At 68.0% G+C, this 12,483-nt stretch carries 10 protein-coding genes and 1 tRNA gene; 4 read left to right on the forward strand and 7 right to left on the reverse strand.

The window, feature by feature from the left end; translation table 11 throughout:
* Window positions 1-111: 111 nt before the first annotated feature.
* The gene (locus AB0M26_RS27850) at window positions 112-1,935 is read left to right on the forward strand and encodes an IucA/IucC family protein (protein ID WP_365265157.1); all 1,824 of its coding nucleotides are present in this window, start codon (window positions 112-114) and stop codon (window positions 1,933-1,935) included.
* Window positions 1,932-3,314, forward strand: a complete 1,383-nt coding sequence (locus AB0M26_RS27855) for a glutamine synthetase family protein (protein WP_365265158.1) — start codon at window positions 1,932-1,934, stop codon at window positions 3,312-3,314. The genes AB0M26_RS27850 and AB0M26_RS27855 overlap by 4 nt, the downstream gene beginning before the upstream one ends.
* A gap of 144 nt (window positions 3,315-3,458) precedes the next feature.
* Here the strand turns inward: AB0M26_RS27855 and AB0M26_RS27860 are convergent, their stop codons facing one another.
* Entirely contained in the window at window positions 3,459-4,424 is a 966-nt protein-coding gene (locus tag AB0M26_RS27860) for an iron-siderophore ABC transporter substrate-binding protein (RefSeq protein ID WP_365265160.1), read from the reverse strand.
* 240 nt (window positions 4,425-4,664) lie between these two features.
* Between AB0M26_RS27860 and pyk the strand changes: the two genes are divergently transcribed.
* Window positions 4,665-6,098, forward strand: coding sequence for a pyruvate kinase (gene pyk, locus AB0M26_RS27865; RefSeq protein WP_365265162.1), 1,434 nt, complete (start codon window positions 4,665-4,667; stop codon window positions 6,096-6,098).
* A 72-nt stretch (window positions 6,099-6,170) separates the two neighbouring features.
* Here the strand turns inward: pyk and AB0M26_RS27870 are convergent, their stop codons facing one another.
* Entirely contained in the window at window positions 6,171-6,959 is a 789-nt protein-coding gene (locus AB0M26_RS27870; RefSeq protein ID WP_365265164.1) for a helix-turn-helix domain-containing protein, read from the reverse strand.
* 88 nt (window positions 6,960-7,047) lie between these two features.
* A tRNA-Leu gene (locus AB0M26_RS27875) sits at window positions 7,048-7,131 on the reverse strand.
* A gap of 88 nt (window positions 7,132-7,219) precedes the next feature.
* Between AB0M26_RS27875 and AB0M26_RS27880 the strand changes: the two genes are divergently transcribed.
* Window positions 7,220-7,867 (forward strand): response regulator, encoded by a 648-nt coding sequence (locus tag AB0M26_RS27880; RefSeq protein ID WP_365265166.1) that lies wholly within the window; start codon window positions 7,220-7,222, stop codon window positions 7,865-7,867.
* Between the two features lie 170 nt (window positions 7,868-8,037).
* Here AB0M26_RS27880 and AB0M26_RS27885 read toward each other — a convergent pair whose 3' ends face one another.
* The 4 genes from AB0M26_RS27885 to AB0M26_RS27900 are packed head-to-tail and all read right to left on the reverse strand — an operon-like array spanning window position 8,038 to window position 12,420.
* A complete protein-coding gene (locus tag AB0M26_RS27885; protein ID WP_365265168.1) occupies window positions 8,038-8,754 on the reverse strand; it encodes an ABC transporter ATP-binding protein in 717 nt (238 codons plus the stop codon).
* Window positions 8,751-9,737: an ABC transporter ATP-binding protein gene (locus tag AB0M26_RS27890; protein ID WP_365265170.1), complete on the reverse strand. Its 987-nt coding sequence runs from the start codon at window positions 9,735-9,737 to the stop codon at window positions 8,751-8,753. Before AB0M26_RS27890 ends, AB0M26_RS27885 begins: the two co-directional genes overlap by 4 nt.
* Before the next feature lie 5 nt (window positions 9,738-9,742).
* Window positions 9,743-11,482 (reverse strand): branched-chain amino acid ABC transporter permease, encoded by a 1,740-nt coding sequence (locus AB0M26_RS27895; protein WP_365265172.1) that lies wholly within the window; start codon window positions 11,480-11,482, stop codon window positions 9,743-9,745.
* Between the two features lie 5 nt (window positions 11,483-11,487).
* Window positions 11,488-12,420 (reverse strand): branched-chain amino acid ABC transporter permease, encoded by a 933-nt coding sequence (locus tag AB0M26_RS27900; RefSeq protein ID WP_365265176.1) that lies wholly within the window; start codon window positions 12,418-12,420, stop codon window positions 11,488-11,490.
* Window positions 12,421-12,483: the final 63 nt, after the last annotated feature.

Raw genomic sequence — 12,483 nt, forward strand, 5'->3', positions numbered from 1 at the left:
CGTACCACACGACGCCGTACGTCCCACCGTCCCGGCACTGGCCGGGGACCGCCCCGCGCCACCGCAGGACGGAGCCTTCGCCTCCGCCGCGTACTCCGAGGAGATCAACCCATGAACCCCACCACCCGCGACGCCTGGGCGCAGGCGGGTCACCGGCTGCTCGTCAAGGCGATCGAAGAGTTCGCCTACGAGGAACTAATCGTCCCAAAACCGGACACAGACACCGGCGAACCCGACACCGACACCGGCGAACCCGACACCTACCACCTCGACTTCGCCGACGGCGTCCGCTGGACTTTCCGCGCCACCCGCGGGACCTTCGGCACCTGGCGCCTGGCCGACGGCACCCTCTGCCGCACACCCGAGGCCGATGGCGAAGCCGGGCCCGAACGACTCCTCCTCGACGCCCGCCCCACCCTCGGCTGGGACGGCCCCACCACCGCCGAAGTCCTCCGCGAACTCACCGCCACCCGCCGCGCCGAGGCCGACGTCATCGCCCGCGCCGTCCCCGCCGCCCACCTCGCCGACCTGGACCACCTCGACCTCGAGGCCCACCAGGACGGCCACCCCTGCATGCTGCTCAACAAGGGCCGCCTCGGCTTCTCCGCCTCCGACACCGCCGCGTACGCCCCCGAAGCCGCAGGAGCCGTACGCCTCCGCTGGGCCGCCGTCCACCGCAGTCTTGCCGCCTACTCCGGCATCCCCGGCCTCGACGCCGCGACCCTCATCGCCGAGGAACTCGACGACGCCACCCGCAAGACCTTCACCACCACCCTCGAAGCGGCCTGCGCCCAGGGCCCGTACGGGGCCGGTGACTACATCTGGATGCCCGTCCACCCCTTCCACTGGGACGAGGCCGTCGCCACCCTCTTCGCCCCCTACCTCGCCGAAGGAACGATCATCCCCCTCGGCGAAGGACCCGACCGCTACCGCCCCCTGCAGTCCATCCGCACCCTTGCCAACCTCGACCACCCCCACCGCCGCAACGTCAAGGTGCCTCTCCTCATACGCAACACCCTCGTCTGGCGCGGTCTGTCCACCGAACCCACGAAGGCCGCACCAGACATCAGCGCCTGGCTGCACGCCGTACGCGAGAACGACCCCTACCTCCGCGACGAACTCCGCTTCCACCCCCTCGGCGAAATCGCCGCCGTCTCCGTGCACCACCCGCTGTACGAGTCCGTCACCGACGCCCCGTACCGCTATCACGAACTCCTCGGTGCCGTCTGGCGCGAACCCGTCGCCGCTCAGCTCCGGAGGGGCGAACAGGCCCGCACCATGGCCTCCCTGCTCAAGATCGGTTCCGATGGACGGGCCCTGGTCACCGAACTCGTCGAACGCTCCGGACTCGGCCCCCGCACCTGGCTGGACCGCTTCCTCGCCGCCCTCCTCCCCGGACTCCTGCACTACCTCTACCGCTACGGCGTCGCCTACTGCCCCCACGGCGAGAACACCGTCATCCTCTACGACGCCACCGACACCCCCATAGGCATCGCCCTCAAGGACTTCGCCGAGGACGTCAACCTGCTCCCCGGCAACCGCCCCGAGTACGCCGGGCTTCCCCCGCGAGCCGACGCCGTCCTGCTGCGCTGGCCCGCCCACGAACTCGCCCACTCCCTCCTCAGCGCGATCTTCGCCGGACACTTCCGCTTCTTCGCCCCCCTCGCCGAAGCCCACCTCGGCATCCCCGAGACCGAGTTCTGGGCCGCCGTCCGCGCCGAGATCGAGCGCTACCACACCCGCTTTCCCGAACTCGCCGACCGCTTCGAGGCGTTCGGCCTCCTCGCCCCCGAGTTCGACCGCGTCGCACTCAACCGCGAACAGCTGCTCGGCGGGGGCTTCCACGACCGCTCCGAACGCGACGAAGGCTTCGACGTCGTCCACGGCACGGTCCCCAACCCGCTCCACACCGCCCACCAGGAGCCGCAGACATGAACACCCCGACCCACCAGGCGTACGACCGGCTGCGCGCCGACGCCGACGCCGGGCGCATCGACGAGGTCATCGTCGCCGTGCCCGACATCCAGGGACGGCTCCAGGGCAGCAGACTCTCGGTCGACCACTTCCTCGGCGAAGCCGCACAGGACGGCTTCGGCGCCTGCGTCTACCTCCTCGCCTCCGACGTCGAGATGGACACAGGACCCGGCTACGCCATCGACGCCTGGAACTCCGGCTTCGGCGACTTCCTCCTCCGCCCCGACCCCGCCACCCTCCGCACCCTCCCCTGGGACGACCGCACCGCACTCGTCCTCGCCGACACCGAATGGCCCACCGGGGGAGAGGAGCCGCGCCGGCCAGTCGAGATCGCCCCACGCCACGTCCTGCGCACACAGCTCGACCGGCTCGCCGACCGCGGCCTGGCCGCCTTCGCCGGCACCGAGCTGGAATTCCTCGTCTTCACCGACACCTACCGCGATGCCTGGCAACGCCGCTACCACGACCTCGAACCGGCCACCCAGTACAACGTCGACTACGCGCTCCAGGGCCTCGGCACCCTCGAACCCGTCGTCCGACGCATCCGCCGCGAGATGGTCCGCGCCGGCCTCACCATGGAGACCGCACGCGCCGAATGCCACCCCGGCCAGTACGAAATCGTCTTCCGCTACGACGAGGCGATGATTACCTGCGACCACCACGTCCTGTTCAAGAACGGCGCCAAGCAGATCGCCGCACAGGAAGGCGTCGCCCTCACCTTCATGCCCAAGTACGACGAGGGCGAAGGCAACTCCTGCCACGTCCACCTCTCCCTCCGTGGCACCGACGGCACCCCCGTCCTCGCCGATCCCTCAGCCGCGGACGGAATGTCCGACCTCATGCGGCACTTCGTCGCGGGACAGCTCGCCTGCCTCCCCGACTTCGCCCTCCTCATGGCGCCCAACATCAACTCCTACAAGCGCCTTCAGCCCGGCGCGTTCGCCCCCACCGGCATCACCTGGGGACGCGACAACCGCACCTGCCCCGTACGCGTCGTCGGCACGGGAGCCTCGCTGCGCATCGAGCACCGCGTACCGGGCGGCGACGCCAACCCGTACCTCGCCGTCGCGGCAGCCGTCGCGGCCGGACTCCACGGCATCGAGAACCGGCTGCCCCTGCCCGAACCCCACGCGGCCAACGCCCTGGCCGACCCCGATGTACCACGGCTGCCCACCACGCTCACCGAAGCCCTGCACCGCTGGGAGACCAGCGAGACCGCGGCAAAGGTCTTCGGCGAGACCGTCGTCGGCCACTACGCCCAGGCGGCGCGCACCGAACTCGCCGCATTCGAGACGGCGGTGACGGACTGGGAGCGGGTACGCGGCTTCGAACGGCTGTGAGGCGCCCGGACCCGTCGCGGGTACGCGGCTTCGAACGGCTGTGAGGCGCCCGGACCCGTCGCCGGCGCACACACCCCTGCGGCCCTGCCACGGACATCTCCGTGGCAGGGCCGCAGGCGTGCACTCGCCAGGACGAGAGGGGCCTCACTCGGCCGCGTAGTTCTTCTCCATCTCGTCCAGCACCCTGCCGGCGCCGGTGTAGCCGATTCCCAGCATCCAGAGGTTGTCGTCGACCTTGAACGCCTTCTTGTTCCTCACGGCCGTGAGGTTCTTCCAGAGGCTGCTGCCCGTGATGGAGGTCTCCTTGGCCTTCTTCGGGTCACCGTAGGTGGAGTAGAAGATGACATCCGCATTCGCCTCGTCGATCTTCTCCGGGCTGACGTCCAGGGAGAACCCGGTCTTGTCCTGGTTGGCCGGGCGGCCCACCTTCAGGTCCTTGAAAATCGAGCCGACGAACGTGTCGTTGAAGTACAGCCGGGTGTCCGCGCCCTCGACGAAACGGACGAAGCCGAACTTGAGCCGCTTGGCCTTCTCGGGCCCGCCCAGCGCCTTCGTCACCCCCGCGACCTCGGTCTCGTAGGCGGAGACGACCTTCTCCGCCTCGGCCTTCCTCCCGAGAGCGTCCGCGTGCAGCTGGAAATTCTCACGCCAAGTGGGGCCCGTCGTCTCCGAGAAGACGGTCGGAGCGATCTGCGACAGCTCCTTGTAGTTCTTCTCGTCCCGGACCTTGCTGCTGAGAATCAGGTCCGGCTTCAGCTCGTTGATGGCTTCGAGGTTCGGCTCACCGATGAGACCGACCTCCTTGATGCCCTTGATCTTCTCCTCGGGCAGGTACGTGGACAGCGGCGCGCCCGCCACGACGGTGACCGCACCAACCGGCTTGACGCCGAGCGTGACCGCCGAGTCCAGGGCATCGGTGTCGAGTACCACGACGCGCTTGGGATGGTCGGGCACCTCAACCTTGCCCATGGCCGTCGACACCGCGTGCTTGCCGCCTCCCGAGGAGGCCTGCTTGGCGTCGTCGTCCGAGGAACCGCACGCGGTTGCGGTGACGGCGAGCGCGGAGACGAGAGCCAGGGTTGCGGCGCGGCGATTGAGGGTTCCGGACATGAAAAGGAGGCCTTTCGTACAAGAAAACCCGGATCCACTCCGGGCTTGAACTTAGGTAAACCTAACCTTATGCAGGCCGACTGGCAAGCCCCGATTCGGCCGCGGTCCTCCTCGTGTGGCCCGCTCATCGGAGCAACCCCCTGCACTTTTCAACACTTGTCAATAGCCCTTCACCCAAAGGCCGTTGAGTCGTCACGCAGGACCTCATCTCTACCCGCCGGTACGGCATAGGCTCGGCACATGCGCCGAGCAAAGATCGTTTGCACCTTGGGACCCGCCTCGGACTCGTACGGCCAGATCAAGGCACTCGTCGAGGCCGGAATGGACGTGGCCCGCTTCAACCTCAGCCACGGCACCTACGCCGACCACGAGGAGCGCTACCGCCACGTGCGCCAGGCCTCCGAAGAGACCGACCGCAGCGTCGGAGTCCTCGCAGACCTTCAAGGCCCGAAGATTCGCCTCGGCCGATTCACCGAAGGCCCCGTACTCCTTGAACGCGGCGAAACATTCACCATCACCGTCGAGGAGATGGAAGGCGACCGGCAGATCTGCGGCACCACCTACAAGGGACTCGCCGCCGACGTCACCCGCGGCGAACGCATCCTCGTCGACGACGGCCGCGTCACCCTCGAAGTCACCCGCGTCGACGGCCCCCACGTCCACACCACCGTCATCGAAGGCGGCATGGTCTCCGACCACAAGGGCCTCAACCTCCCCGGCGTCGCCGTCTCCGTCCCCGCCCTCTCGGACAAGGACGTCGAAGACCTCCGCTGGGCCCTCCGCACCGGCGCGGACGTCATCGCCCTCTCCTTCGTCCGCAGCGGCCGCGACATCGAGGACGTCCACCGCATCATGGACGAGGAAGGCCGCCGCCTCCCCGTCCTCGCAAAGATCGAGAAACCACAGGCCGTCGACCACCTCGACAGCATCGTCGACGCCTTCGACGGCATCATGGTCGCCCGAGGCGACCTCGGCGTCGAAATGCCCCTCGAATCCGTCCCGATGGTCCAGAAACGCGCCATCAAACTCGCCAAGCGCAACGCCAAACCCGTCATCGTCGCCACACAGATGCTCGACTCGATGATCGACGCGTCACGCCCCACCCGCGCCGAAGCCTCCGACGTAGCCAACGCCGTCATGGACGGCACGGACGCGGTGATGCTCTCCGGCGAGACCAGCGTCGGCAAGTACCCGGTCGAGACCGTCCGGACGATGGGCCGCATCGTCGCCGCGGCCGAGGAGGACATGCTCGCGGGGGGCCTCCCGCCCCTGACCGAACGCAACAAACCCCGCACCCAGGCAGGAGCCGTGGCACGCGCCGCCGCCGAAATGGGCGACTTCCTCGGCGCCAAATTCCTCGTCGCCTTCACCCAGTCCGGCGACACCGTCCGCCGCCTCTCCCGCTACCGCTCGCCGATCCCGGTCCTCGCGTTCACCCCCGAACACGCCACCCGCTCCCAGCTCAACCTCACCTGGGGCGTGGAGACTTTCATCGGCCCGAGCGTCGACTCGACGGACGAAATGATCCAGCAGGTCGACGAACACCTGCTGAAGATCGGCCGCTGCCAGCAGGGCGACGTCGTCGTCATCACCGCCGGCTCCCCACCCGGCGTCCCGGGAATGACGAACCTCGTACGGGTCCACCACATCGGCGAGGACGACTACCAGAAGTAGCCCACGCCTCAGCGGTGTTCGCGCGCGGTCTCGGTACTTCGGCCTCGCGGGGTACTTCGGCCTCGCGGGGTGTCAGTACTTCGGCCCCACGTGCGCGTCCATCAGCGCGACGGACTCCCGCCTGGCGACGGAGATGTTGTACGGCTCCCTGCCGCGCCGGGTGACCTTCCACTCGACGCCGACCTTGTCGAGGGTGTCGGTGCAGAGCTGCCGGATGTCGTCGGACTTGTTGGTGAAGAAGTACCGGGGGTATTCGTAGCGTCTTTTCTCGCCCGACACGATGCAGGTCGCCCAGTTGGTGATCCGGCATCCGTCGGAGTGGACCAATCCACGGATGAATTCCCATGGGTGAGCGTCCACGATGCGTTGCTGCCAGGGTTCGAGGGCGATCTTCCGGTCGTGCTTCTTTCCCTTACCGTGCTGGGGGAAGAGGCACCACAGGTGCTTCGAGTAGACCTTCACGTTGCGGCAGCCGGTCCTTCGGATGCGACAGACGGAGTTGTCGGGGAAGACCGCGCGCATGGCCCTCTCGCACTCGTCCATCAGGCCCGGCCAGGATTCATCGCAGGTGATCATCAGGCTCGGCGCGCGATGTTCGGAGTACTGGATGATGTGCCCGTCGCCGAGGTAGAGGGCGAGTAAGTAGGAGTAGGCCGCTTCGTCGAGTTCGCGGTCGTCGCATCGCGGACAGGGGCGATGCGGTTTGCCGGGGAGCGTGCCCCGCTTGGCCCGGTCGAGGTGCAGCCAGTAGCCAACGGTGCCTACAGGGACGTTCAGCGCCCGGGACACGTCGGCGTTCTTGTCCCCGGCTCGCAGTCGTCGGACGGCCTCGGCTCGTACATCAGTGCCATGTGAGTTCATGCCATCACAGTGCGTGACAGAGAGGCAGTGATGTTCCAGAACAGCGGAGATTCACGAGAAGGTGGAGATCCGCTTAGTGTTTCGAGAGTGCCGGGTATGGGATTCGAACCCACACGTCCTTGCGGACAGAGGTGTTTGAGACCTCCGCGTCAACCAGTTGCGCCAACCCGGCCGGTTGCAGAGACACTCTACCGTGTGTGTGCCCTCACCTGCAGCTAGGTAGGCTGCAGAGGCACCACCTGCCTGGAACGAGGAGTCCCGTGAGCGCCGCCGAGCCCGAGCAGCCCTTCGATGATGCGCCTTCGCACGTCCCGCCGCTGACCACCCGCGTCGTCATCGCCGAGGACGAGGCTCTCATCCGACTCGATCTCAAGGAGATGCTCGAGGAGGAGGGCTACACCGTCGTCGGTGAGGCCGGAGACGGTCGGACGGCCATCGAGCTCGCCCGTGAGCACGATCCGGACCTGGTGATCCTCGATGTGAAGATGCCCGTCCTGGACGGCATCTCGGCCGCTGAGAAGATCGCCGAGGAGCGCATCGCGCCCGTTCTGATGCTGACCGCCTTCTCGCAGCGCGAGCTGGTCGAGCGGGCGCGGGATGCCGGTGCGATGGCGTATCTGGTGAAGCCCTTCAGCAAGAGCGATGTCGTGCCCGCCATCGAGATGGCGGTCTCTCGCTTCACCGAGCTGAAGGCGCTCGAGCAGGAGGTCGCCGATCTCGCGCAGCGGCTGGAGACGCGGAAGCTGGTGGACCGGGCCAAGAGCATTCTGCAGACGCAGTACGGCCTGACCGAGCCCGCCGCGTTCCGGTGGATCCAGAAGACGTCGATGGACCGCCGGCTGTCGATGCAGCAGGTGGCCGAGGCCGTGATCGAGGACGCGGAGGAGAAGAAGCAGAAGGGGCAGTAGTTCTGCCCCTGCCGAGGCGGTCCCGTGGCGGGGGCGGTGCGGGCACGTCTCGGAGCAGGGCGCTCGTCTCGTCCGCGCGGGGAGCGTTCACCGCGTAGGCGAAGGGCCCCCACCGGACGAGATCGGTGGGGGCCCTTGGCTTGGTGCGCCCGTGCGGGCGCCGGAGGGCGTCAGTCCTCGCCCAGGTATGCCTTGCGGACCGACTCGTCGTGCAGCAGGTCCTGGCCCGTTCCCGACAGCACGATCTTGCCGATCTCCATCACGTGGCCGTGGTCGGCCAGGGACAGTGCGGCCTGGGCGTTCTGCTCGACGAGCAGGATCGTGGTGCCCTGGGACTTGAGTTCGGTGATCGTCGCCATGATCTTCTGCATCATGATCGGCGACAGGCCCATCGAGGGCTCGTCGAGCATCAGCAGCTTGGGGCGGGACATGAGTGCCCTGCCCATCGCCAGCATCTGCTGCTCGCCGCCGGAGAGCGTGCCCGCTGCCTGGTTGCGGCGTTCGCCGAGGATGGGGAAGAGCTCGTACGCCCTCTGCTGGTCGGCGCGTATGCCGTCGGTGTCCTTCCGGAGGAAGGCGCCGAGTTGGAGGTTCTCCGCGATCGTCAGCCGCGGGAAGATGTGCCGTCCTTCCGGTGAGTGGGCCAGGCCCAGTGCGACGATCTTGTGGGCGGGTGTGCCGTTCAGCGGCTTGCCGTCGAAGCGGACCGCACCGCTCAGCGGCTTGAGGAGGCCGGAGAGGGTGCGCAGCGTGGTGGTCTTGCCCGCGCCGTTCGTCCCGATGAGGGTGACGACCTGGCCGGCCTCGACGCTGAACGAGATGCCTTTGACGGCTTCGATCTTGCCGTAGGCGACCCGAAGGTCCTCGACTTCGAGCAGAGCGGTCACTGGTCGCCCTCCTTGCTGATGTTCTTGCGGGGGGCGGCCTCGTCGGCGGTGGTGGTGTCGGTGCTGGTGTCCGCCGGGGTGGTGTGGTCCTCGCTGGTGGCCGGCGCGGCCGGCCGGTCCGCTCCCGCGGCGACTTCGGCGGCCTCGACTTCGGCGACTTCGTCGTCTCCGGGTGCGCCCTCGAAGGGGGTACCGAGGTAGGCGGCGATGACGCGTTCGTCGCCCTGGACGACCTCGGATGTGCCTTCGACGAGCTTCTGGCCCTGGACGAGTACGGCGACCCGGTCGCAGAGGTTGAAGATGAAGCGCATGTCGTGCTCGATGACGAGGACGGCGGTGCCCTTGTCGCGGATGGCGAAGACGAGTTCCTCGGTGGCCCGGGTCTCCTGGGGGTTCATGCCCGCGGTCGGCTCGTCGAGTAGGAGGAGGCCGGGGTCGCTGGCGAGGGCGCGGGCGATTTCGAGCTTGCGCTGTTCGCCGTAGGGGAGGTTGCGGGCGAGGTGGTCCTTCTTGGCGGCGAGGCCGGTGAACTCCAGGAGTTCCATGGCCCGTTCCTCGGAGGCCCGTTCTGCTTTTCTGAAGCCGGGTCCGCGCAGCAGGGCGGACCAGAGGCCTTCTCTGGTGCGGGTGTGGCGGCCGACGAGGACGTTTTCCAGAACGGTCATGTTGGCGAAGAGCCGGATGTTCTGGAAGGTCCTTGCGATGCCGGCCTGGGTGACGAGGTGGGGTTTGGCGGGCAGGACCTTGTTCTTGTATTTGACGGTGCCTTCGGTGGGGATGTAGAGGCCGGTGAGGCAGTTGAAGAACGTGGTCTTGCCTGCTCCGTTGGGGCCGATGAGGCCGACGATCTCGCCGGTTCTGACTTCGAGGTCGACGGAGCGTACGGCGGTGAGGCCGCCGAAGCGCATGGTGACGCCGGTGGCGCTGAGGACGGGGGTGGCGGTTTTGGCCGGGCCGGTGCCGGTGGTGGTCGTGGTGGTCATGTTTCTCACGCCTCCGCCTTGCTGACGCCGACGGTTCCTGAGGGCAGGCGTTGTTCTGGCACGTCGAGCTGTCCGGTTTCGTGGAACTCGAGCTGCTTCCTGCGGTCGGCGATCAGGCCCTCGGGGCGGAAGCGCATCAGGAGGATGAGCGCGATGCCGAAGAAGAGGAGCTGGTAGTCGGAGAGGAACTGCAGCTTCGCGGGGATGAGGTAGAGGAGTGAGGCGCCGAGCAGGGGGCCGGTGATGGTGCCCATGCCGCCGAGGATGACGGCCGCCAGGAGGAAGGCGGAGCTGGGCGGTACGGGTCCGGCGAAGACGTACTGCTCGGGTACGACGGTGTACTGGACGTGGGCCTGTACGGTGCCGGCGACTCCGGCGAGGGTGGCGCCGAGGGCGAAGGCGATGAGTTTGACCTTGAAGCCGTTGATGCCCATGGCGGTGGCGGCGGTCTCGTCCTCGCGGATGGCGACCCAGGCGCGTCCGATGCGGGAGTTGCCGGCCCGGCTGAAGACGAGGACGACGAGGGCGGTCACCAGCAGCATCAGGAAGTAGTAGTTGGCGAAGCCGCCGATTTCCTGGCCGAAGAGGACGTGGTCCTCGCCGAAGTCGAAGCCGAGGATGGTGAGGTCGGGGATGTTGGGGATGCCGTTGGGTCCGTTGGTGATCCGCGGGCCGGAGTCGCCGTCGAGGTTGCCCATGGCGATGCGGAAGATCTCTCCGAAGCCGAGGGTGACGATGGCGAGGTAGTCGCCGCGCAGTCGCAGGGTGGGGGCGCCGATGACGACGCCGAAGATCAGCGAGGCGAGGGCGCCGGTGAGGACTGCTGCCCAGAAGGGGAACTGGACGTCGAGGACGGAGGCGGTCGAGCCGGAGACGATGGCGGCGGTGTAGGCGCCGACGCCGAGGAAGGCGACGTATCCGAGGTCGAGGAGTCCGGCGAGGCCGACGACGACGTTCAGGCCGAGGGCGACGGTGGCGAAGACGAGGATGTTGACGGCGACCAGGGTGTACTGGTCGTTGGTCTGGGTGATGGGGAAGAGGGCGGCGGCGACGAAGGCCGCGATGAGGGTGACGGATCGGTTCCTGGCCGTGATGCGGCTGAGGCGGGTGATGAGTCCGGCCTTGAACAGTGCGGTCGCGGACAGTCCGGCGGTGAAGAGGTAGCCGGTGAAGAGTTCGGCGTATTCGGTGTCGATGCCGTAGGTGAAGATGAACAGCGCGAGGCCGAATGCGGCGACGACGATGAGGATCTCGGTCCAGGAGGGGAGTTCCTTGGCGGGTGCCGGGACGCGGGTGTCGTCGGGCAGCAGGAGGGCTGTGGCGACGGGGACGGCCGAGGCGAGGGCGGCGATCCAGGCGCCGGGTTCGAGGTTGATCAGGCCGCCGAGTTCGACGGCGATGGCGGTGGCGGTGAACCAGGTCGTGGCCATGGCGCCGACGGCGAGCAGGCGCAGGGCCTGGGTGCTGCCGGCGGGGATGAGCCAGCGCAGTCCGCGGACTCCGAGGGCGGCGCCGGCGAAGAGGGTGAGGAGGAGGCCCGCGACGAGGGTGAGGACCTGGAGGCCGCCGGGATAGCCGTAGACGGTCAGGTCGCCGGGGAAGTCGGGGCTGTAGGCCCAGGCGAGGAAGGTGCTGGCCATGGTGGCGAGGCCGCCCGCGGCGGTGAGGACGCGGAGCGCCCTGGTGCGGGGGGAGTCGTCGACGGTTGTCGGGGTGGTGGTCTTGGTGGTGGTGTCGGTGCTCATCGGCCTCACGCCCGGTCCGCCACGCGCTCACCGAGCAGGCCTTGTGGCCGCACGAGGAGCACGAGGATGAGAAGTACAAAGGCCCATACGTTCGCCCAGGCGCCGCCGCCGAGCTGTTCCATCCCGGGGATGTCCTGGATGTAGTGGATGGACATGGCTTCTGCGAGGCCGAGGACGACTCCGCCGAGCATGGCGCCGTAGATGTTGCCGATGCCGCCGAGGACGGCTGCGGTGAAGGCTTTGAGGCCGGCGATGAAGCCCATCTCGAACTGGACTTGGCCGAAGCGGAGTCCGTGGGCGACCGCGGCGACGGCGGCGAAGACCGCGCCGATGGCGAAGGCCATGACGATGATGCGGTCGGTGTTGATGCCCATGAGCTTGGCGGTGTCGGGGTCCTGGGCTGTGGCCTGCATGGCGCGGCCGGTGCGGCTCTTGGAGACGAAGAGGCCGAGGGCGAGCATGCACAGGGGGGCGGCGATGAACAGGAAGGCGTCGCCGCGCTGGATGTGCAGGTTGTCGAAGATTTCGAACGACTTGCCTTCGAACTGGGGGAAGGGGCGGGCCTTCTTGGCGTCCGGGTAGAACGCCCAGATGAGCTGCTGGAGCGCGATGGACAGGCCGATCGCGGTGATGAGTGGGGCGAGTCGTGGCGCGCCGCGGAGCGGGCGGTAGGCGAAGCGTTCCGCCGCGACCGCGATGGCGATCGAGGCGAGGGCGCCGCCGACGAGCATGAGGGGCAGGGCCATCAACAGGCTGGTTCCGCTGGGAAGCAGGAGGTAGATGGTGAGGGCGCCGAAGCCCCCGATCATGAAGATCTCGCCGTGGGCGAAGTTGATGAGCTGGACGATGCCGTAGACCATGGTGTACCCGATGGCGATCAAGCCGTAGAGGGTACCGAGGGCCAGGCCGTTGGCCAGCTGTTGCGGCAGTTCGTGCACCGCAGGGCCTCCGATGAGCGTGTCGGATGTGAGTCCGCGCGAGGGCGCTGTGTGCGCCCTCGC

The sequence above is a fragment of the Streptomyces sp. NPDC051776 genome (assembly GCF_040681345.1).
In the GTDB taxonomy this organism is placed as follows: domain Bacteria; phylum Actinomycetota; class Actinomycetes; order Streptomycetales; family Streptomycetaceae; genus Streptomyces.

What these genes read in the sequence shown, in the direction of transcription:
- AB0M26_RS27850 (WP_365265157.1), top strand. Translation starts at nt 112, where the DNA reads ATGAACCCCACCACCCGCGACGCCTGGGCGCAGGCGGGTCACCGGCTG.
- AB0M26_RS27855 (WP_365265158.1), top strand. Translation starts at nt 1,932, where the DNA reads ATGAACACCCCGACCCACCAGGCGTACGACCGGCTGCGCGCCGACGCC.
- AB0M26_RS27860 (WP_365265160.1), bottom strand. Translation starts at nt 4,424, where the DNA reads ATGTCCGGAACCCTCAATCGCCGCGCCGCAACCCTGGCTCTCGTCTCC.
- pyk (WP_365265162.1), top strand. Translation starts at nt 4,665, where the DNA reads ATGCGCCGAGCAAAGATCGTTTGCACCTTGGGACCCGCCTCGGACTCG.
- AB0M26_RS27870 (WP_365265164.1), bottom strand. Translation starts at nt 6,959, where the DNA reads ATGAACTCACATGGCACTGATGTACGAGCCGAGGCCGTCCGACGACTG.
- AB0M26_RS27890 (WP_365265170.1), bottom strand. Translation starts at nt 9,737, where the DNA reads ATGACCACCACGACCACCACCGGCACCGGCCCGGCCAAAACCGCCACC.
- AB0M26_RS27895 (WP_365265172.1), bottom strand. Translation starts at nt 11,482, where the DNA reads ATGAGCACCGACACCACCACCAAGACCACCACCCCGACAACCGTCGAC.